The organism is Spirosoma areae (genome assembly GCF_054781775.1).
In genome coordinates, this window is record NZ_BAAGTT010000052.1 from 90,189 (window position 1) to 111,858 (window position 21,670).

The 21,670-nt window shown below is 52.0% G+C and carries 11 protein-coding genes; all 11 read right to left on the reverse strand.

Annotation, left to right across the window (positions count from 1 at the left end):
- Window positions 1-49 precede the first annotated feature (49 nt).
- Complete coding sequence (locus ACYVI1_RS29295; RefSeq protein ID WP_460914977.1) at window positions 50-2,425, reverse strand: M43 family zinc metalloprotease; 2,376 nt, start codon at window positions 2,423-2,425, stop codon at window positions 50-52.
- 4 nt (window positions 2,426-2,429) lie between these two features.
- Entirely contained in the window at window positions 2,430-2,924 is a 495-nt protein-coding gene (locus ACYVI1_RS29300) for a hypothetical protein (RefSeq protein ID WP_460914978.1), read from the reverse strand.
- Between the two features lie 44 nt (window positions 2,925-2,968).
- Window positions 2,969-3,826, reverse strand: coding sequence for a hypothetical protein (locus tag ACYVI1_RS29305; RefSeq protein ID WP_460914980.1), 858 nt, complete (start codon window positions 3,824-3,826; stop codon window positions 2,969-2,971).
- A 93-nt stretch (window positions 3,827-3,919) separates the two neighbouring features.
- Window positions 3,920-5,323 (reverse strand): RagB/SusD family nutrient uptake outer membrane protein, encoded by a 1,404-nt coding sequence (locus ACYVI1_RS29310; protein ID WP_460914982.1) that lies wholly within the window; start codon window positions 5,321-5,323, stop codon window positions 3,920-3,922.
- Between the two features lie 34 nt (window positions 5,324-5,357).
- Window positions 5,358-8,393 carry a SusC/RagA family TonB-linked outer membrane protein gene (locus tag ACYVI1_RS29315; protein ID WP_460914984.1) on the reverse strand — a complete coding sequence of 1,012 codons (3,036 nt, stop codon included), beginning with the start codon at window positions 8,391-8,393 and terminating at the stop codon, window positions 5,358-5,360.
- Window positions 8,394-8,777: 384 nt separating this feature from the next.
- On the reverse strand, window positions 8,778-10,424 hold the full coding sequence (locus ACYVI1_RS29320) for a RagB/SusD family nutrient uptake outer membrane protein (RefSeq protein ID WP_460914986.1): 1,647 nt from the start codon (window positions 10,422-10,424) through the stop codon (window positions 8,778-8,780).
- Between the two features lie 75 nt (window positions 10,425-10,499).
- Window positions 10,500-13,742: a SusC/RagA family TonB-linked outer membrane protein gene (locus tag ACYVI1_RS29325; RefSeq protein WP_460914988.1), complete on the reverse strand. Its 3,243-nt coding sequence runs from the start codon at window positions 13,740-13,742 to the stop codon at window positions 10,500-10,502.
- A 412-nt stretch (window positions 13,743-14,154) separates the two neighbouring features.
- On the reverse strand, window positions 14,155-15,378 hold the full coding sequence (locus ACYVI1_RS29330; protein ID WP_460914990.1) for a monooxygenase: 1,224 nt from the start codon (window positions 15,376-15,378) through the stop codon (window positions 14,155-14,157).
- Between the two features lie 86 nt (window positions 15,379-15,464).
- The gene (locus ACYVI1_RS29335; RefSeq protein WP_460914992.1) at window positions 15,465-16,163 is read right to left on the reverse strand and encodes a hypothetical protein; all 699 of its coding nucleotides are present in this window, start codon (window positions 16,161-16,163) and stop codon (window positions 15,465-15,467) included.
- A gap of 126 nt (window positions 16,164-16,289) precedes the next feature.
- On the reverse strand, window positions 16,290-18,071 hold the full coding sequence (locus tag ACYVI1_RS29340; protein WP_460914994.1) for a SusD/RagB family nutrient-binding outer membrane lipoprotein: 1,782 nt from the start codon (window positions 18,069-18,071) through the stop codon (window positions 16,290-16,292).
- 34 nt (window positions 18,072-18,105) lie between these two features.
- Entirely contained in the window at window positions 18,106-21,384 is a 3,279-nt protein-coding gene (locus ACYVI1_RS29345) for a SusC/RagA family TonB-linked outer membrane protein (RefSeq protein WP_460914996.1), read from the reverse strand.
- Between the last annotated feature and the right edge of the window lie 286 nt (window positions 21,385-21,670).

Genomic DNA, 21,670 nt, shown 5'->3' on the forward strand with positions numbered 1-21,670 from the left:
ATGAAGCAGTAAAAATGTGGTGTAGGAATAAGATTCCTACACCACATTTTTACTGCTTCACCACCCGTTTCCTGAACACCTGCTCGCCCACGCGAATCTCCACAAAATAGACCCCGCCCGGCGCGGTCTTCAGGTCGAGGGATTGCTGGAAGGTGTCGGTCGTTTTCTGGTATTTTTGCTGGACGATTTCGGCTCCGTTTACCGTGCGGACACCCAGCGTCAGAGCGCCCCGCTGCGGCCCGCTGAACGACACCACCATGAGCCCATCGCTGGGGTTAGGTGTTACGGTCAGGGCCTGTTCAACGGGGTCGGGGGTGGCGGTCACCGTACCGACCCGCACATACACCTGCACCACCGCATCGGCAGTGCAGAGATCCAGCCCCGAACCCGATACGGTATAGGACGTGGTTTGCGTAGGCTGGGCTGTCACCTGCGGCCCCAGGGTACTGCTCAGACCCACCCCTTTCCAGGTAAAGACACTCGCTCCCCGGGCATTCAGGGTTACAATTTCGCCTGGATTGATGAATATAGCGGAGGAAGCCACCTGAACGGAAGCCTTCATGCCAATGCGAGCTGTTACATGATGCGCGACGTTCAGGCCCAGGCTATCGGCATAGCGAAGCCAGTCGCCTTTCTGATTCTGCCGCCAGGAGGTAGCAAACGTCGATTCGCCGTTTTTGGTTGTTATCAGCGCAACGGTATCCCCGGCCACATAAGGCAGGGTCAGGCCAATGTGATACGGTAAACTGGAGAGCGGCACATTTCGGTCGAAGGTGACGGTGGTTGGGCGGTTGTTGGCCACATCGTCCAGAATAACCCGCAGGGGCACATCTTTCTGGCCCAGAACGGCGCCCGGCCCATTCTGAAATCCCCGGCCATTCCAGACCGTTATGGTCACAACCGATTCGGTAGCAGCTCCTTTGGCAGCTTTGGCAACCCCAAAGCGCAGCGCAGCGCCAGCCAGGTTGGTGTAGCCCAGGGTGTTATCGAAAAACTCCGAAACGGCCTGCGTTCGTTTGCTGTTTTGTCCGGCCACGTAGCCCCGGCCATTTGGTTCAGGCAGCACGGTGGGTGTTCCGTTAAAATTCGTTACTTCGGCGCAAAGGCCCTGATTCAGCACTTCGATATAACCGACCCGCTCCAATGGATCCGACTGGCCCACGCTGTTGGCTACTACCAACCTCACTTTAAACAGACCGGGCTGATTATACGTTACGACCGGATTCTGTTCGGTCGATGTAGCGGGTGTGCCACCTTCAAAGGTCCATTCCCAGCGGGTCGGGAAACCACTCGACACGTCGAAGAACCGCACTTGGCCACCCAGCAATACACGCCGGGTTTCGGCCCGGAAGTTGGGGATGGGGCGCGAAGCAACCTGCGTACCGCACACGTTGGAGGTGAGCAGACTGCTTCGGCGGGGGCTAACGTCCATTACGGCCCGGATGCGGGCTTTCTGGTCGAGGGTGAAAATATTCATGCATATATCGTCCGAATAGTCCATGTAGTTCTGCACCATGTTGGTCGTACCGCAACTAACCCGACCCGTTGGACAGCCCCGGCTTTCAGACGCCTGCGGGGGCGTATCGGCACAGAAATCGTCGCCACAACTGGTATCACCCCAGATGTGCCGCAAACCAAGCCAGTGACCGGTTTCGTGGGTTAAGGTGCGCCCCAGGTTGTAGGGTGCCCGCATACTGGGGAAGTTACCTTTCTCGGCATTGCCAAAGGAACGATAGTCAACCACCACGCCATCGGTGCTGGCTGGTCCCGATGAGGGAATACCCGGCAGGTTCGACTGGCTCGGAAACTGAGCATAGCCGAGTAACTGTCCCCCCCCCGCAAAGGGTTCGTTCAGGTCCATAATCCAGATATTGTAATATTTTTCAGGGTTCCAATACGTGCCGGGTTTCAATACCCCTTCGATGTCGTCGCGCCCCCAACTGGCCCGGTTGCCGTTTATCCGGTCGATGCCCGGCTCGGACATGGGTTGTCCCTGTCGGTTAAGGGCCGCCAGACAAAATTCGATTTCAATATCGGTCCCAACCGGATTGTTGTTAAACCCACGGGTTCCGGGTCTCCGCCGGAAGTCTTCATTCAGGGTTGCCAACTGCGCCTGTACCTGCGCCTGACTGATATTCCGCCCCACCCCGACGGCTTCGCCATTATGCACAACGTGAACAATAATGGGGATGGTAATGAGCGGAGCCGCCAGCCGACCAGCCTGCATCCGTTTTTTGATGTCAAGCATTTTTAGCTGTAACTCACGCTCGAAATCATTAAGCGTTCCCAGTTCCGGGTGCCGAACGCGCAGGAGGCTGTCCATCTCCATAGTGGCGCACTGATCTGGCTTACGGAGGGATGTTTGAGCGTACAACGACTGACTCAAAAGAACAAACAGTGACAGGTTGAGTAATTGTCGAAACATACGCCTATTTGGTAGTAACTGAGTTAAAGGTGAACCGGTAGCTGGCATTGATGTCATCGAAATAATATTCAACCGTCAAGGTTTTGTCGGTCAGGTTTTTAATTTTCCAGGGGTATTTCCCATCGAGAACCGGTATATAAAATTCGGCGGTAGCATTGGCATTGACGAGCGCCCAGGTATCGGTTACGTACACGTCGGGGTCAGCAGCGTTGCACTTGGTAGCTCCTTCGCTGGCCTCGAACTTCCGTTCCGGGTTAGCATAGAAAGTAATCAGGTCATCCGTGATGCAGGGGTCTATACGAGTGTCAGAAATGGGACGTACACCATCCGACTTTCCGTCATCGATAATCTCAAACGTAACGGTCCGCCAGGTTTTCTTTTCGGTGCCGGTGAGGAGCTGAGAATAGGTAACCGGTTTCGGCTCAATTTTTTCGGAGCAACCGCCGAGCAGCCAGCCGACGACACCCGGAATCAGCAGTAAACGTATCAATTGTCGCATAATCGAAGCTTGTTTAACGAATAATCAATGAGTCAGCCGCTTTCTTATTGGGGCGTGTAGGTCTGCGTAAACGCAATCGTTGTGTCTCTTTTGGGGTTTGTAAGCGGAAATTTCAACCGAAGGTTCAGCGTAATCTTACGGTCGCGGGGGTTCCAGGCTCCCGTTCCGCTGAGGGTGTCGGTTGTGTTGAGGTTCGCATTGCCCTGGGGTGGAACCGTCAGCGAGTTATCGCCATTATCCACAAACGTTAGCTGGGCGCGGGTGGCGTCGAAACTAAAAATACCCAGGTTCCAGTTGCTTAGCGTATACTGCTTGCAGTCGGTACTGGTAATTTCAACATTGGCTGCGGTATAGTTCTGATTGCCAAGCCGTGAGGTACCCGTGTAGAAGCCACCAAACAGGCAATCGTCCTGAATAACAAATTTTACCTGTTTGCCAACAATGCCTTCGTTGCCAAAGCCAACCTGGAGCGTGTTCGGCTGAACACTTGTTAGCGTAAAGGTGAGTGTCTGCGACTCCAGAATGTTGTTGGCGTTGTTGATAAGTTTCACGGTAATCTCGCCAAAACTCTTTTTTGCCGGAATAACAACGGTTCCTTTTGTGCCCTCAATTGTATACTCCCTGCCTTCCCGTGCCGTGCCGGTAACAGTGTAGGTTACGGTAATAGGCTGGTCTAATTGCGGGCCGACGTTATGCACCCGAATAACCACCGGCTTTCTGTAACTCTCTTTGAAAGTCAGGGTTGTATCGGTAAAACGAACGAAATAGGGGCCTTCAAAAGTCCGGTCCAAATCCTGTTTTTCGCAGGCACTTGCTCCCCAGCCGATAGCCGCAATAGCCGACAGCATGAACAGCCAGCGTCCTGGTGTATTGAACTGATTCGATTTAACTTGGTTTTTCATCTATGATTAAAGAGTGAAAGAGCGAAAGAGTGAAACCGAATCGGAGTGATGAACTATTTCGCCCTTTCACTCCCTCATTCTTTCGCTCTTTGATTAATAGCCAGGATTTTGTTGGAGGGCGGTATTTTGCTGAATTTCGGATTGCGGTATCGGCCAGAGTTCATAGCGGCTATTCCAGTTGGGCGAAAACGCCGACATGACGGCTTGTGCCCGGCCCGTTCGGACCAGATCATACCAGCGATGGCCTTCAAAAGCCAGTTCATACACCCGCTCCCGCTCAATCGTGAGCAGTACATCGGCCTGAGCGGCCACGGCGGCTGCGGGCGCTTTGGCTCTGGTACGAAGTACGTTAATATCGGCAACGGCACCGGCCGCACCCGACAATTTACCCTGCTGCGCCCGTGCCTCGGCCCGAATCAAATACAGTTCAGCCAGCCGCATCAGCACAATATTATTATTATCCTCTGAAGCGGTGCCGTATTTCCGAACGGTCCAGCCGTTGTCGTTGCCCCGTTGTTGCTGGGCATTAAACGAAATGGTCCCGACTCTATCTACCTGTCCATTACTCGTCCCTCCACGTGTACCCGCTTCGTTCGAGGTAAGAACAGCCACCAACTGGTTTGAGGGAATAACCTCCCGCCGACCAACAAACAGGTTGTTTAAGCTATAGGCACCCGTACCGGGGTCGTCGGTAAGGTTATAACCAACTTCAAGAATTGATTCGCTGGTAAAATCTTTCGTGATAATATCAGAGAAATTGGTCTCCAGTGTATACACGCCGGAGTTGATAACCAGTGTGGCCAGTTCTTCGGCTTTTGCCCAGTTCTTCTGATACAGGTAGTACCGGGCCATAGCCGCCCGGCAGTTCACTTTATTCAGGTAAGCAGCATTGGCTGTTACATTGGTAGAGGCCGATGTAATATTCGGCAAATCGGTTAAGGCCGCTTCATAATCGGCCAGCACCGAGGCCAGAATATCGGCTTTAGGCGTTCGCGGAACTGTCCGGTTGGCCAGTTGGTCGGTGGTTATTATTTTCGGAATATCGCCGTAGGTGTAGGCTCCAATAAAATTGGCCCACCCGCGCAGAAACCGGGCTTCGGCGGTCACCCGCTTCCGGGTAGCTTCGGACACACTGCTGATCAGTGGCAACCGTTCCAGAATGAAATTAGCCACATAAACAGTCCGGTACATACCCCCCCACAAATCCCGGACGGCTCCATTAGTCGCCGTAATCCGCTTGGTGCCAAACTCAATGTTATCGGTAAACGTCCCATTGGCCTGAATATAATCGGCGGTGAAGTCGCCCGCAATGATATTTGTCGACGCCATGCCCCGAAAGGCGCTATAAAGCCCGATCCGAACCGGCTCTACATCGTTGGGTTCATTGAGCACCAGCTCATCAACCAGCAAAGTAACCGGTTTAGGCTCCAGCACCTGTTTGCAGGAGGCTAAGCTAATCAGCAGAATACCAATGCTATATCGGAAGAAGCGAGTCATAAGTTAAGTGTTGTCTTTCACGCCCACGCATGAATTAAAAAGTTAGGGATAAACCAGCGATGATGGTTTTCACCTGAGGAAACGTAAAAAAGTCGATACCCTGCGCCGTTGTCGAACCGTCGAGTGTGCTCACCTCCGGATCAGCCCCGCTGTAGCGCGTCAGCGTCCAGAGGTTCGTAGCAGACGCGTAGATGCGTACATTCGTAAGTTTATACCGATTGACTATTTTTTTGGGGATGCTGTACCCAATCGATACGTTCTTCAAACGCAGGAATGATCCATCTTCCAGAAACCGGCTGCTGAGGTAATTGTTGTAGGTATCCTGATACACGTAGCGCGGCACACTGGTGATGTCACCCTCTTTGCGCCAGCGATTCAGGGCAACCCGCGCCTGATTATTCTGTATGTCTGCACCCGTATTGACAAGCGTCACATTCGTGAAATTCAGAATGCTGTTTCCATACGAAAACTGAAGAAACCCGCTGACGTCGATCCCTTTCCAGGAAACCTTATTCGTAATGCCCCCATAGAATTTAGGCTGAGCATTGCCAATCACCTGGGCATCGTCGGGTGTGATGCGCCCATCGCCGTTATTATCGGCATACAGGGCATTACCCGTAGCCGGGTCGACTCCCAAAAATTTCAGTCCCCAGAAGGTTCCCAACGGCTGACCGGGCAGCACCACGTTGGTGTTGGAAACGCCATTGCCCTGATACCCCCGGAAAATTGGCTCCTCGCTGGCGAGTTCGACCACTTTGTTGCGGTTAAAGGCCATGTTGAAATCAGTATTCCAGCGAACGGCTTTATTACTGTTCACCGTCGAAACGGTTAGTTCCATACCCCGGTTCGAGATTTTCCCGATGTTCCCCTGCACGGTGGCAAAGCCGGTTGTTCGCGGAATGGGCTGGGCAAACAGGAGTTTGTCGGTGAGGTTGTCATAGGCATCAACCGTTACGCTCAACCGGCCATTGAAAAACGAGGCATCGAAGCCTATATTGGCCTCGCGGGTGCGTTCCCATTGCAGGGTTGCGTTGGCCAGGGCCTGCGGTCCAACACCCGTGGCTCCGCTATACGTAACGGATGACCAGGTGCCCAGAAACTGAAAATCACCGATACGCTCGTTTCCCGTAAACCCATAGCTCGCCCGCAGTTTCAGGTCGTTCAGGAAGGTGAAGCGTTCCATGAAGGGTTCGCCCGAGATGCGCCAGGCCAGCGATGCCGACGGAAATACGCCAAACCGCTTGTTTTGACCGAACCGCGACGACCCATCGTACCGGGCGGTTATCGTGGCTAAATATTTTTCGTTGTAATCATACCGAACCTCGCCGAACGTAGACAGCAACCCACTGTTGGTTATGCTGGAACCGCCCTGATCGACAACACCGGCCGAGTTGATATAGGTGAAATCATCACTCGGAAACAAACGGCCCTGCACATTTCCAAAACGTTCGACGCGATTTAACAACTCAAAGCCAAGCAAGGTGTTGATGCGGTGTTTCTCCTTTAACTGAAAATTATAGGTGAGGGTATTGGTGTTGATAAATGTGGCCAGGGTTGTGTTGCTGAAATCACCATATCCCTTAAAGCCAACACTGGGCAGAAACCCCCCGATAGCCGTTGATGAAGGCTCAAAATTATCCTCGGTTATGTTGTTGTAATCGACGTTAATTTTTGACCGAAAACGCAGATTTTGGAGAATCTCATACTCGGCATACAGGCCACCGAGCATTTTGATGCTGTAGGTTTCAAAGCGGGGCAAAACGGCCTGGGCTACCGGGTTGAAATTCGGAAATCCGGGGTAGTTCGGATCGTTGGGGGTGTAGAGTTGACCCTGTTCATTATAAGGTGAGTAGTAGGGCAGACTTTTTATGGCCGCCGAATAAACGCCATCTAAAAAATTGTCACCCTTCACCCGTTTATTCTTGGCCCGCGACAGCGTCAGGTTCGTCCCGAACGAGAGTTTCTGCGTGGCTTTGTGGTCGAATTTAAACTGGCCCGTAAAGCGCGTAAACTGGTTGTTGAGCTGTACACCTTCTTCGTTGCGGTAACTGCCACTTAGGTAGAACTGCGTTTTGTCGTTGCCACCCTGGGTCGAAAGCTGATACTGCTGGTAGATGCCTCTCCGCAAAATCGCATCGATCCAGTCGGTATTGACGCCATCGGTCACGCCCTTAATCAACCCCAGTTTATCGGGGTCTAATCCGGCATTCGTAACGGCTTCCCGCTGTAGTTCGAGCAACTCCGAGGCATTCAGCAAATCGGGTCGGCGAACAACGTCGGTTATGCCCCGCTGAACATCGGCGGTAAAGGTTGTTTTCTGATTGGCTTTGCCCCGTTTGGTCGTAACCAGCACCACGCCATTAGCCGCCCGCGACCCATAAATTGCTTTTGCTGATGCGTCCTTCAATACGTCAATCGACTCGATGTCATTCGGGTTAAATAAGGAAAAAGCATTGTCAGTCTGCCCGCCAAACTCGCGGCCTGTCAGGGCGCCATCCTCCACCGGAACGCCATCGACAATAAACAGGGGGCGGTTGCTGGCCGAAATCGACGTATTTCCCCGTATCCGAACGGTTAGCCCACCGCCCGGTGTGCCTGATGACTGTGTTACCTGCACACCGGCTGCCTGGCCCTGAAGGGCCTGATCGAAACTGGCAACGGGAATGTCCTTAAATTTTTCGGGAGATACCGACGTAATAGAGCCGGTAATATCTTTTCGCTGGGTAGTATTATAGCCAGTTACAACAACCTGAGTCAGTTCGTTGATGGCTTCCTGCATCTGAACATTAATGACGGTGCGGTTGCCGACCGTTACTTCCTGCGATACCAGACCAATGGACGTCAGCAGCAAAACGGATGTATTACCCGGAACATTGATACTATAGTTACCGTTGGCATCGGTACTGACCCCATTTGTGGTTCCTTTGACAACAATGTTCACGCCGGGCAGGGGCTGTCCATCCTGAACAGATATGACCCTACCCGATACACGTACTCCCTGAGCCAGCAGCCAGCCCGGCAGTATGGCCAGCATAGCCGACCAAATAGTAACAATAAAGAACTTTCTCATGTATAGGTTATACGCCAAGCAAAAGCTTTTAAGGTTGAATACGTTATGCCAACAAAATAATGTAATAAAACGGGTAGTAATCGCTATCTTTTTTCAAACGAAAAACTTAGTGCCATCGTATAAATATACAGCCTATTCAACGGATTCCAAGCAGCTTATTTTTTAACCGAATAGTAAACTTATACCCGTAAAATTGAGCGGTTTGGTGAGCAATTCACTACGCTGACTTTCTACTACCCATACGCCTGTAGGCTCCCGTTTGATGCAGCTTCGTTTATAGTGCAGCCCATACAGCAGTAATTCCTACGGTTTTTCACGACAAAAAGAGGCTCCCCATTGTTACGGAGAGCCTCTTTTCAGTAGTTGACCTGTTTTGCCGGGCAGCTATTTCGGATTTTTGATTGCCGCACTGCCCATAGCCGGTTTGTTATAGGCCAGCTCATTATCGGGTACGTCCCAATAATCCAGGAAGTTGTAGTTGATGGTCGCTTTGGTATTTAATTTACCAGCTTTGTCAACAACAACTGCGTTCGTGCGCCCTCCCCCTTTTGATACATCATCAAGTATACCCCAGCGCCGGGCATCGTAGAACGACAGCCCGCGAAAAGCCAACGCTACCCGCCGTTCTCTGCGAAGCTCTTCTTTAGCCGTAGCCAGGTCAGCAGATTTACCAGCCACAGCGGCTAAACCTGCTCCCTGCATGGTACGAATGCCATCAATCAGCTTAAGCCCATCGTCAATTTTACTGGTGTTGATAAGCGCTTCGGCTTTCATGAGTTCGTTTTCCTCATAGGTTCCGGCTAAGTAAAGCTCATACTGACCTACCGATTTGCTACTCAGCACAGCCACACCGGCAAGTTTATTGCCACCGTCCAGAAGTTCAAAGCGTGTATTAAACGAATTGCCCCGGTCGCTGTTTCCCACCCAGGGCGTAGCGCGTTGCCTGAAGTTGTTCTCTAATCGTTTATCACCGGCCTTGAAATCCTGAACTAACCGCTCACTAACCTTATAGGTAATCCCACCGCCGGGATCGCCCGTTGCTTTGGCAGCGATGGCGCCATTGGTCGCCGAAAAGAAGTCGCCATTTTCGTTGGAACGGCCGGTAAATACGTTATCCGTCGATTTGATTCCATCGGTAGTCAGGGTCAGAATCTGAGCCCACTGAGCGGCTGTCATATCCTTGGTGCGGGTATTAACCAGCAGGTTGCGGGCTTTCATGGTATTGATGTTGCGTTTCCACATGTCGGGGGTGGGAACTCCTCCTTTACCAACCTGATTAAACCCTGGAATTAGCTGACCGAGTACACTTGTATAATCACCACCAGCCGCTACATTCCCTAAGGCAGCGGCTGCTTTATCGAGGTTGGCGTTGGCTTCCTCAATGATTTTCTCTTTTGTAACGTAGTTGGCATTCGTACCCGTCGAGGCATCATTGATAAGGCCAGCATAATAAATGGAGCCAAGCCGCGAGTAGGCGTAGCCCTTCCACCAGTAGGCCCAGGCCTGGAGTGTGCTCTTTCGAACAGCCGCATTGCCCGAAAAAGCCGCCTTCGCAGCCAGTTCCAGCACACTGTTCATGGAGCTGTTCAAGGAGTACATATACGCCCATTCGTAGTAGAGGGGGTTTGCCCCCGCGTTGGCATTCTGGTTAATCTCCCGAAGCAGGCTAATTTGCTGATTGGGTGCATTGGGATTCAGCACTTTGGTGCCATCATCCAGAATAACATAATCGGGCGCACCAATTTGATTCAGATACTGATTGGCAGCTTCAACGCCAATATCATCACCCATAATGTCGTGAAAGCCAACCGCCCCGGTCCAGAAGTAGCCGGATACCCCGTCGAACGGGTATTTGTACTGTCTGAATCCGTTGACATAAACGCCCCCCTGCGCCAGGGCAATCAGGCCCGATTCGGTTTCAGCGCTGGCAGTTGTGGGCTGATTCGGATTTTTCACGTCCAGCTGCTCCTTACAGGCCGTAACAGAACCCAATAAGCAAGCCGTAAACAGATATGCTTTTATAGTTTTCATTTGTGATCCGTGTTTTTATGAATTGATTTTCAGATAGGTTCTAATCGCTGTTCAGAACAACGCGATTGAAAGACCTTAAAAACCAATATTCAGTGTTGCCTGATAAGACCTGTAATTCGGCATGGTGTTGTGATCGGTACCCCGGTCAAATGCGGAGTTGCTGGTGCCAGAACTAACCTCCGGGTCGAAGCCAGTGTACTTCGTGAAGGTCAGCAGGTTACGACCCGAAAGGACTACCTGAACCCGTTTGGTAGCGGGAATCCTGACAACTTTTCCCAGGTCGAACCCTACGGCTACGTTCCGCAGGCGAACAAACGACGCATCTTCGTAGAAGTAGTTTTTCGTACCGTTCCGGGAACGTTCGGCATATACGCCCCGATAGAAGGCCGTCCAGGGAGCCGTTTGCCCGCCAATGGTGATGGCATCGTCGTAATCGCCACTGATGCCATCCCGATACATCCACTCTTTTGTCTGATTATAGATGTGGCTGCCGTTCACCCAGTCGAACTGGAACGAGAACGTCAGGAAATTACGGAACGTGAGGTCGTTTGTAAACGACATATTGAATTTGGGATTAGGATCGCCAAAGCTGTACAGGTTGGGCGTGAAATACGGAGCTTTGGTGGCCTTATTGACTACCCAGCCGTTGCTGGCCACCTCGTAATTGGCCTGCTGGTCAGCCGTAATGTAGGGCGTTCCTTCCGGCCCGGTAGCATTCACATCGTGCAGCCCTAAATACCCGTATAACTGACCGATTTTTTCGCCCGCCTGCAGCACATAGTTCGTGCTGCCTGCATTGGAAATAACCACAACTTTCTGATCATCTTTTACGCTCAGAATCTTCGAGCTTTGCCGGCCGAAATTGGTGGTCATGTTCCACGTAATATCCTTATTTCGAAACAGCGTCGCATTCAGCGAAGCCTGGAAACCGTTCGATCCCAGGGAGAAGGCGTTATCCAGCAACGTACCCGACCCGCTCGATGGCGCTACGTCGATTTTATAAATAGCATTATTGGTTTTCCGATCCCAATACGTTGCCGACAAACGAAGGCTGCTTAACCAATTACCCGTTTTGGCGGGCGTGAAGGCCAGATCGGTTCCAATTTCCAGTTCCTCCGAAACTTCAACGTTCAGGTTCGGATTGGGCTGATTCGGATTGTAATAAAAGGCGTTGCCGCTTCCCAGTGTTTTAGTGCCCAGCGTTACGTACCGATCAAACGGCTGTGGCTGAATACCCGCCTGCCCGTAAGCAGCCCGCAACTTGAATTCGGGGAAGAAACCGGCAATCGGCGAATTTTCCCAGAACTTCAGCGCCGACAAACGGAAGTAAGCATCACCACGCGGGAACGTGAAGGGCTTGGACCCCTGACCGAAAGCGGAGGAGTAGTCGGAACGAACCCCACCCGATATACCCGCTACATCACCGAATTCAATCCGCTGGTTTACCAGGAAACCATAGGTTATAAACGGGAATGCGTAATCGCCACCACCGGGAATGATATTGATCGAATTAACCGTAGAGTTCAGCATCTGATCTTCCGATGGCACCTTGAACGTAGAGGCCTGACTGGCGTTGAAGGGTGTGTAGGTCGGCAACCCTAATGCATAGGTAATGTACTGCCGGTCGTTTCGTTTCCGCCAGTCTATCGACACCTGCGTTGAGGTATTGATGGGCAACCGCGATTTAAAATCCTGCCGCCAATCCGTGCGGAAAGTGGCCGATGCCAGAAAGTTCTGAAACGTTTTGTTATAACTGTAATTGTCAATCTCGCCCGTCAAATCACCAGCCGGCCCGAAGTTATTAAGCGAATTAACCGTATAAACCGCATTTTTATTCTGCGACTGGTTGGCAAAGGTGTAAATCAGTTCATCGCGCTGGTAGTTGATCCCATATTTGGCATCCACTTCGACAAAACGGGGAAACTTATAATTCAGGTTAAAGCTCTGAACAACATCTATTTTGTTTTCCTTCGTATCCCAGTACTGACTGTAGTAGTTTGGATTAAAGTGGTTTACACCGACAGCATCCCCCAGGTAGATGGGGTAGTTTCCATCTGCATCTTTATACGAAAAGTCGGCAAATGGACGCGCATTGTTCAGGCTATACAGAATTAAGCGGTCGAGACTCCGAATGGAATTCTTGGTATAGGCCAGTTGCGTTGTTGAGCGAAACGTCAGCCCTTTCGCTATCTCAAAACCAATATTAGTCGTCAGGTTCGAGCGGTCGTAGGCCCCATTGTTTACCAGATTGCTGGTCTGGTGGTTGTTAGACACGGCTACGCTGAAGTCTAATTTATCTTTCCCACCCGATACAACAATGCTGTTGTTAGTTGTGTAGGCGGGCTGAAAAAACTCAGCATAGTGATCGTAGTACTTGAGATTCGCATTATACGGTTTGTCGTTTTTGGTAGCCGGGTCCGTACTAAGCCATTGCACGTTCTCATTATAGGTACTGGTAGCCGGATCGAATTCAATCGGTTTGCCCGACGAACCGATCACGTTATTGCTGCCATCCGTAACAAAGCCGTGCATACGTGCCTTGTGTACATTGCCCACATTGAGGTAGGTATTCTGAGCAATGCTGGACGACACGTCAACGTTCAGTTGCCCTGCTTTCCCCTTCTTCGTAAAGAGTTGAATAACGCCATTGGCACCCTGTGCACCATAAATCGTAGCCGCAGCCGCTCCCTGAACAACCTCTACCCGTTCGATGGTATTCAGGTCGATGGTATTCAGGTTAGTAGCGGCCATCTGGATACCGTCAATCAGAATCATTGGCTGCGTACCCCGGTTAATGGTATTGATACCCCGCAAGAGAATGTTGACATCGGAGCCGGGGGTGCCGTTCGTACTGGAAATCTGTGCCCCGGCAATTTTACCGACCAATGCCTGGTCGATGGAGGCCGACGGAGCGGCTGGTAGTTTACTGGCTGTGATCGACTCGACCGAAATACCCAGTTTCCGCTTGTCGGTTGCCACCCCAACACCCGTAACCACCACTTCCGAAAGCTGCCGGCTGTCGGTGACTAACTTGACGTTGACAACCGACTGATTCCCAATAGCCACTTCCTGGCTTATTGAGCCAACGAAACTAAACACCAGTGTAGCTGCCTGCCCATCAGGGATAGCCAGTTCATACTTACCTGATGCATCGGTAGTAGCCCCCCTCGTTGTTCCTTTTGCCAGAACAGATACACCGGGCATGGCTAAACCATCTTCAGCCGAGGTTACGCTACCCGTAACCCGGCGATCCTGCGCCCACACCGTGGACCAGAGTGAGCAAACCAGCAGGAAACTCACAGATAGAATTTTACTCATTTACGTTTTTAGTTAGATTGATAAATAGGTATCTATTCACAAAGCTATATAGTAGAAAAATACAATACAAATTTTTCGTAATAATTCCATAACACAAGCACTAATTTGTAGAATTACCATAATATCAGAATAATATTTTGAATTATATTAGTTATACATGCTTACATAATCATCCTATAAGGCTTTTAGCAACTTTTTTAGAAGATATTCTATATAAGTAATATTCCCTACGAATTCTAAAAATAGAAGAATAGTACAATTTGAAAGAGCAAGAGATAAAGACAAACAATTCGGGCATTAAGTTGCATCGGGGTAACTCTTTTTCCACAAACGGTCGAAAAAGCCAGTGCAAAGGCTAACTGTCTACTCACGATTCTTGGTATTTCGATGACTCCGAAGTTAATATAACCGGCTATTTGATGTAATAAAACACCAGATTCATCATCTCATCAGTGGAGTTCCAGCCGTAGCCGACGGTTCGGGCAGGGCGGCTGGGATTGAGCGGATTTTGGTCTGTATTGTCGTAATGGGCTTCGGCAATGATGGTCGAGCCTTTGGGCAACACAAGAGGCTTTTGGAAAAAATAAGTCAGTTGCCAGTTATAATCCCAGTCGTTGATGCTGATGAGATTGATGGCATCGCCAGCCGGCGTAATGGCAAATGCCCTCACCGAACGTCCCAGGCGGTGCATGTGCGGTAGAATGGAAAGCAGCCGAACGGTATCGGGCAAAGGCCCATAATTCATATAAAACGTCGGCTTTGTATTGGCCGCCAGCCGAAAGGGTTGGTTCGTCACGTTGTTTTCGGTGAGCGTGAGCGTCTGCACAACCCGTTCGACCGGTTTTTTGGCGAAATATAACCGCACTTCGGACTGGTCCTGTTCGGCTTTTGATGATGGCGAATAATGGATGTTAAGAATCAGGTCGCTCCCCGCCCGAATCCGCTTGGCGGCCCCGGCAGGAAAGGTTACGCGGTCGTTACCCGGCACCCAGCCGTATAAAAACTCATCGGCAAGGGCTGTTTTCTGAAAGTCGTGCAGGTGAGGGTCATCCTCGGTAATGCCGTCGATACCCGCCATTGTGCCGGTTGAGTCGACCATTAGGCGGCTATGGTGCAGGCGTTTGCGATTGCCCGGCACAAATTCGATGGCTTCGATCCAAACATCCTGCGTTAGATTCATGGGGACGTGGAAATAGCGAAAATCCTCACGCCCATCTCCTTTGATGGCATAAGGCTTCATGCGAAGCACAAGGTCGGGGGTAGGCGCAGGGCGCACAGGGCGGGGTGCAGGGGAATTCGCTCCGCGCGCTGCGCCCCGCACCATCCCCCCCTTCACCCACGCCTGAATCGTGTTGATTTCGGTGTCCGACAGCCCGCGCTCATTGGCATAATGCTGAAACTGACGATCAGCCGGAAAGGGCGGCATGTATCGAATCTGGGTTACTTTCGCCACAAACTTGCCCCGTTTGGCCACATCTTCGTAGCTCAGTAACGGAAACGGCCCGATACCGCCGGGCTGATGGCAGGGCGCACAGTGCCGGTTAATGATGGGCTGGATGTCGTCGGTGTAAGTAGGCGGCTGAGCGGATAGATTACCGGCAATTGCCAGACACACAACAAGGAGAACGCTACGCATACACCCGAAGATACAAAAAAAAGCAGACCCGACCGGGTCCGCTTTTTTCGGGAAGACGAATCTCATCTATTGAACAGTGTGTAGGCTTATTTTACGCTCGTTATCAGGCTACAGTTAGCCGATGCGTCCGAATACAGGGTCGGGTCAGCGCAGATGCTGCTTGGTTCCCACGTTTTGAATACCAATCCATCGGAGGTGGTCAGCCGCCAGGTAATCACAAACGAGTCGGCAGAAACGTTCAGGCCTTTCACCTTACCCGCTGGCTGTAGCCACTTACCCGCTGTACGCATCCGGTCCGGATTGGCAAACACCTTCACGGCATTCACTTTATCGTACTTCACAGTGGCATCTTTGTAGAGATTGTAGATTTCCATCGGTGTAATACTGAACGTATTCCACTGCCGGTTAGCCGCCGACGGGCTGATGGTTTTAACCAACAGGCCCCCATTTCCCAGCGACGCCGTTTTCGGGTTGCCATCGGGGTCGTTATAGGATTCGATCATATCTAAGTAAATGTCCACTTTGGTGACCGTCAGCTTATTATCGAGCGATACCCAGCGGATTTTGAAATCCAGTTTGGCTTTATCCTGATCGGCCATGCCGAACGTTTTGGCATTGGTGGCAATGTTTGTTTTTTTGGTTTCGGCAGTGGCATCGAAGCCATCAAAAACACCGTAGGCATGAACAGCCGGCTCAAAAGTTGGCACCGGATTAAGCGATTCGTCGCGGCAGCCTACCAGGGCAAAAAAACCAGCCGTCAGCGTGTAAATTATAGTCTTTTTCATACAAGTTCTTTTGGTTATTGATGTAGAGACGCAACCCTTTGCGTCTCATTCGCGTCATCCAAAACCATCCGGTCATTAAAAACCATCCGGTCAGGAGACGCAACGTGTTGCGTCTCTACTGGATTATTAAAATTCCCATTTCAGTTTGGTTTTGTCCCAGAATATCGGGTCCCGGTCGAAGATAACGTCGGACACATACTTGGCCGCGTTACTGTTCAGGCTGCCTTCCTGCGCCGGATACGGCAGCCGGAGGGCATATTGCCGCCCTGGTTTCAAAATTGGAGCCAGAATTCCGGTCGAGAACTGCTTAAAGGGCCCCTGCACTGGATAGCCCGTCCGGCGCATCAGGTTCCAGGTTTCCTGACCCTGCCCCCAGGTGCAAAACCAGATTTGCTTCGCCACTACGTTCAGTTTGCTGGCGTTGGACGGGGCCGCATCGTAGAGCGCCAGCCAGGCGTTCACGTAGGTTGTTACATCGGCAGCTACGAGGGCGGGTGTTTTTGTATCAGCCGCCAGGCTAAATTTGTTTACCGACGCCATCTGCTCGCGCATGGCCGTCTCGAACAGGGCACGGGCATCACCTGTCACGCCCGTTCCGTCCAGAATGGCTTCAACCTGATAAAACTTCACGTTCCAGCTCATAATCAGCGGCCAGATACCGTTGCCACTGGCTCCGTCTTTGGCGGCTGCAGTCAAGGCTTTTGGCGCTATTTCGCGGCCGCCATACAATCCACCGGCAGGATAAGCCCCCGGCACGGTCCGCAGTGTACCGTCGGCCGGTGCGCCGGTATTATCACCCCGGTCGCGCCCGAAAATCCCCGCCAGAAACTTAACATCGTCGGCGCTTGGCTCCTGCTTATCAGCATAGAATACCCGCTTATACTCTGCCAGGAACGTAGGCCGCGTGGCGAGGTAGGTACCCGCATAAGGCAGCGTTCCCCGGTCGGTGGGGTTGTTGGCATCGAGCAGCGTGCTGGTTTGCCGGAAAAAATACATGCCGAAACGCGGGTCTTTGTTCAGAATCATCTCGCCCATCAACTGGTGGCTGATGTAGCTAAACCCATTTCCGGCATTATACGTACTGATGAACCAGGGGTGCCGGTCGTCCTGCGGAGAAATCTGCTTTGAATACTGATAGTAGAAATCGTTGGCTGCCGAGGTGATGTAGCCGCCCGCATCGAAGGCGGCTTTCAGGTCGGCATTGCCCGTCGTGCGGCCCTTGCGCGAATTGAAAAGCAACCGCAGTTTGATGGTTTTGGCGAGCCGTGTCCAGGTAGCTGCATTGCCGCTTCCGATAAAGTCGCCCGAAACCGCTACGGCCTGTGTTTTGGCAAACTCAGCCACCGCCTGATCGCAAAGTTTTAAGAGGTCTTCGTAGATCTCGGAATCCTTATCAAAGGCGACATTCGCATCGCTTCCTTCGACATTACCCTGCCAGGCTTTCGAGTAGGGCACATCGCCAAACATATCCACGAAGTTACCCATCGCGTAGGCTTTCAGGGCCAGGGCAATTCCCCGATAAAAGGGGTTTTTACCATCGCTGGTGGCCCTCAGAATCTGCTCGACGTTCTGCATATTCCGGTAGAACCGGTTCCAGGTTTCGTTATAGGAGCCATTGTTGAGGGCGTAGTCGTCGGCGCTGTTCATCATGCCCGCAAAGCCCGACGCATTGTCGACCACCGTGCGGAGGTTACTCGGCGAGTAGGTGGTGCTGTTGGTGTTGATGCCGACCACCCCAATATTAAGCGCACCTAATTCAGCCGGGGGTAACAGCAGATTTAGAGCCGCCGACGCCGGTTTGTTGGGGTCGGTATTGATGTCGAGATTGGTGATGTCGCAGGCACTAAGCGACAGCAGCAGGGCCGTTGACAGCAGCCCTTTCCCGATGTATGTTTTTGAAACAAGCATAGTTCGTTTTATCAAAAAAGTTACGTGGATCGGTTTAGAACGAAGCCGTCAGGTTAACGCCAAACCGCCGGGTCGACGGAGCCGCGCCGAGGTCGAAACCCTGTATATTCGAGTCGGCGTAGTTTGCCAGTACTTCGGGGTCGAAATTCAACCCTTTCAGCATATTCGGTGCGTAGAACCACAGGTTGCGGCCCGATGCCGACACCCGCAGGGACCCGAACAGTTTAGCGTATCGTTTCAGGAACGCCTTGGGTACATTGTAGCCCAGGGTCACCTCCCGCAGGCGAATGACGGTAGCATCGTACACGTTGGTCTCGTTGGCGCCGTAGGCACCATAGCCGTCGGTAAAGTGGGTAGCGAATGCCGTCATGGCGATGGTATTTTTCTGTTCTTTCCCATCATCACCCAAAATCGCTTTGTACGTCGCCGGATCGCCCAGTACGCCCGGAATCACGCGCATTCCCTCGCGATCTTCCGACGATTTCAACTGGCCCCGCAGCAACAGCGAAGCTGCTGTAACGGAGAAAATTTTACCACCCTGCCGGTAGTCCATCAGCGCCGACAGCGTGAAACCCTTAAACGTGAAGGTGTTGGTCCAGCCCAGGGTGAAGTTCGGAGCCGGATTACCCAGCAACACCGACGAGGGCTGTACGAACGGCAGGCCCGTTGTTGGGTTAATCAGCAGCGCACCCGATTCGCTGCGGGCATTCTGCGTACCGTAAATCATGCCGTATGGATTGCCAACGCGGTGCATCGTACCGAGCGTGGCCGTTATGCCACCCAGCAGGATTTCGTTCGACGGCCCGGCATCGACTACGTTGGAGCGCAACCGGGTGAAAGCCGCCGTTGAATTCCACTCAAACCCATTCGCTAAGCGCACGGGCACAAGGGTCAGGGCCACTTCAATCCCATTGTTATCAATCTGACCGGCATTGGTGATTTCGTTATAGAAGCCGGTGGTGGCCGGAATCCGGCGCGACACGATCAGGTTCGTTGACTTCCGGTAGAAATAAGCGAAATCGACATTGATTCGGTTGTTGAAAAACTGCAGCTCAGCGCCCACTTCCGTTTCGGTCGTAAACTCTGGCTTGAGGTTCAGGTTATTCAGCGTCGAGGGCAGCGATGCCAGGGTACTGGCCGTTCCATTCACGTAGGTGCTGCCAATGTTGTAGGCCGTCAGTACCTGATAGGGGCTGGCATCTTTACCAACTTTTGCGTAGTTGGCGCGGATTTTACCGAAGTTCAGGATGGTTTTCGGTAGGTTCAGTGCCTGCGTAAACACAAACGCGCCCGTAATGGCCGGGTAGTAATAGCTATTGTTCGCCGTTGGCAGCGTAGACGAGTGGTCATTCCGAACAGAACCCGTCAGGAAGAGGAAGTCGTTGTAGGACAGGCCGACTTCGGCAAAAATCCCGTACAGCCGGCGTTTGCTGCTGTATTCGCTGGCAATCTGGGTTTTGGTCCCGCTTACGGTCAGCACCGACGCGTCGATGACTTCGTTACCCGTTTCCACGGCTTCGGTGTACGACCGTTCGTTGGCATTGAAACCGACTAATGCCCGCACGTTGAAGCGTTCGCCAATATCGTGCGAAGCCGTTGCCAGGAAGGTCAGATCGGTTTCGGTATTGGTCAGTTCGGTGCGGCTCACCCGGCCAAGCGGTATAGTGGTGCCACCGGGGCGAACTTTATTCGTACGGGTTTCGTGGTAGGTGTTCAGGCCACCCCGCGCTGTCAGGTTCAGCCAGGGCAGCACATCGTAGGTCACGGCCATGTTGCCGAATACCCGGTTTACCTTCGAGTTATAGAGGTTATATTTGGCTGTCCAGAGGGGGTTATCCAAAGCCCGGTAGAACACATTCGAGCCATCGACGGGGTTCTCAAACGGATAGCCGTTGAGGTTATAATTCCGGGGTAGGTAAAAAAGCCGGTCATAAATGGAACCGCTTGACGCAGCGGGACCATAATCCGTGAAAAACGACGCGCCCGACTGAGGGCTTTGCTGCGAGGTATTCACGTAGTTTACGTTGCCTGACACGTTCAGGCCGTTGACTAATTGAGCCGTACCCCCAAAGTTGAGCGATGTGCGCTGCGTGTTCGAATTGGGAATGATGCCCTCGTTTTTCGTGCGCGACACGCCGGCGTTGAGCGTCGTTTTGTCGCCCGTTGAACTGATGTTTACGCCGTTTTCGATAACAGACCCACGCTTGAAGAATCCCCCGATTATGTCGTAGGGCTGTAAGGGAACCGTTTTGCCTGCCAGTTCAGGAAATACACCCGGATAGCGGGCAAAGGTATAGGAGATGTTTGGCGAGGTAATCGGGTTAAATATTTCGCCGGTGGGTGCGCCCGGCTCAATATCTTTCGAGTAGCGGTTGAAGCCCAACTGGGCGTTGATACGGTCTACTTCAGACGGAAACACCGTTCCCCAGTTGCCAATAAATCCGCCGTTGTACTGCTGGTTCGACCCTTGCGTGTAGGTATCCTGGTACTCAGGCAGGCTCGAAATTTTTTCGGTTGAGTAGGAGCCATTGTAGGTCACTTCCAGCCCCTTCCTGGCCGATTTGCTGCCTGCCTTGGTCGTGATCACGATAACGCCGTTGGCCGCCCGCGACCCATACAGCGCCGAGGCTGCCGCGCCCTTCAGCACGGTCATGGCTTCGATGTTGTTGGGGTCAATGTCGTAGGCCCGGTTCGAGACAACCGAGTTATCCCGGAAGTCAGCGCCCGCCGAGTTGGTCGAGTTGTCGAACGGAATCCCATCAACCACAAACAAGGGCTGGTTATTCCCCGTAAACGACGTATTGCCCCGGATGTTAATCTTGGTAGCCTGTCCCGGCGCCCCCCCACCCGACGTGATGGTTACGCCCGGCACTTTACCCGAGAGCGCCCGCAGGGGGTCAGGTTCGGAGCGTTGTTGCAGAATGTCGCCTTTCACGTTCGTGATGGCATAAGCGAGGGCTTTTTTCTCGCGCTGAATACCAACCGCCGTAACAACCACTTCGCCGAGTTGCTTGGCATCATTGGCTAAGCTGACGTCAATAGTCGAACGGTTGCCAATCTCAATTTCCTGAGACGCTGATCCGACGAAGCTGAAAACTAATTTGCCGCCAGTGCCGGGGATGCTGATCGAATAGGCGCCACTGGCATCGGTGTTTGCCCCTTTGTTGCTGCCCTTCAATAAAATTGATGCGCCAGGAATTGGGGACCCGTCCTCGGCAGCTATCACCTTGCCCGTAATTGTTCGCTCCTGGGCCCACGCCGGGACCCAGAGTGAGCATACCAGAAGCATACTCACCAGTAAAATTCTCCTCATAAAACAGTTTACGTTTAGATTAAGAACTAAGTACTTTTCACAAATATATCAAAACCAGAATTGTTAACAATTTTTTTGCATATTATTAAAACATCTTCATTTTATTACTCCCTAAGACTGGTTGTTAAAATTTTATTCTGAATTAAACTATTTGGTCAATTTATATTGAATTTCATTTACAACGACTCCTCGCCCCTATCCTCAGCTCTGTAGTAAGTAATTACTGCAACAATATCTTTCCTCTATCTACCTTAGCCTGCACACATGTGCTTCTGGCTAACCCGGG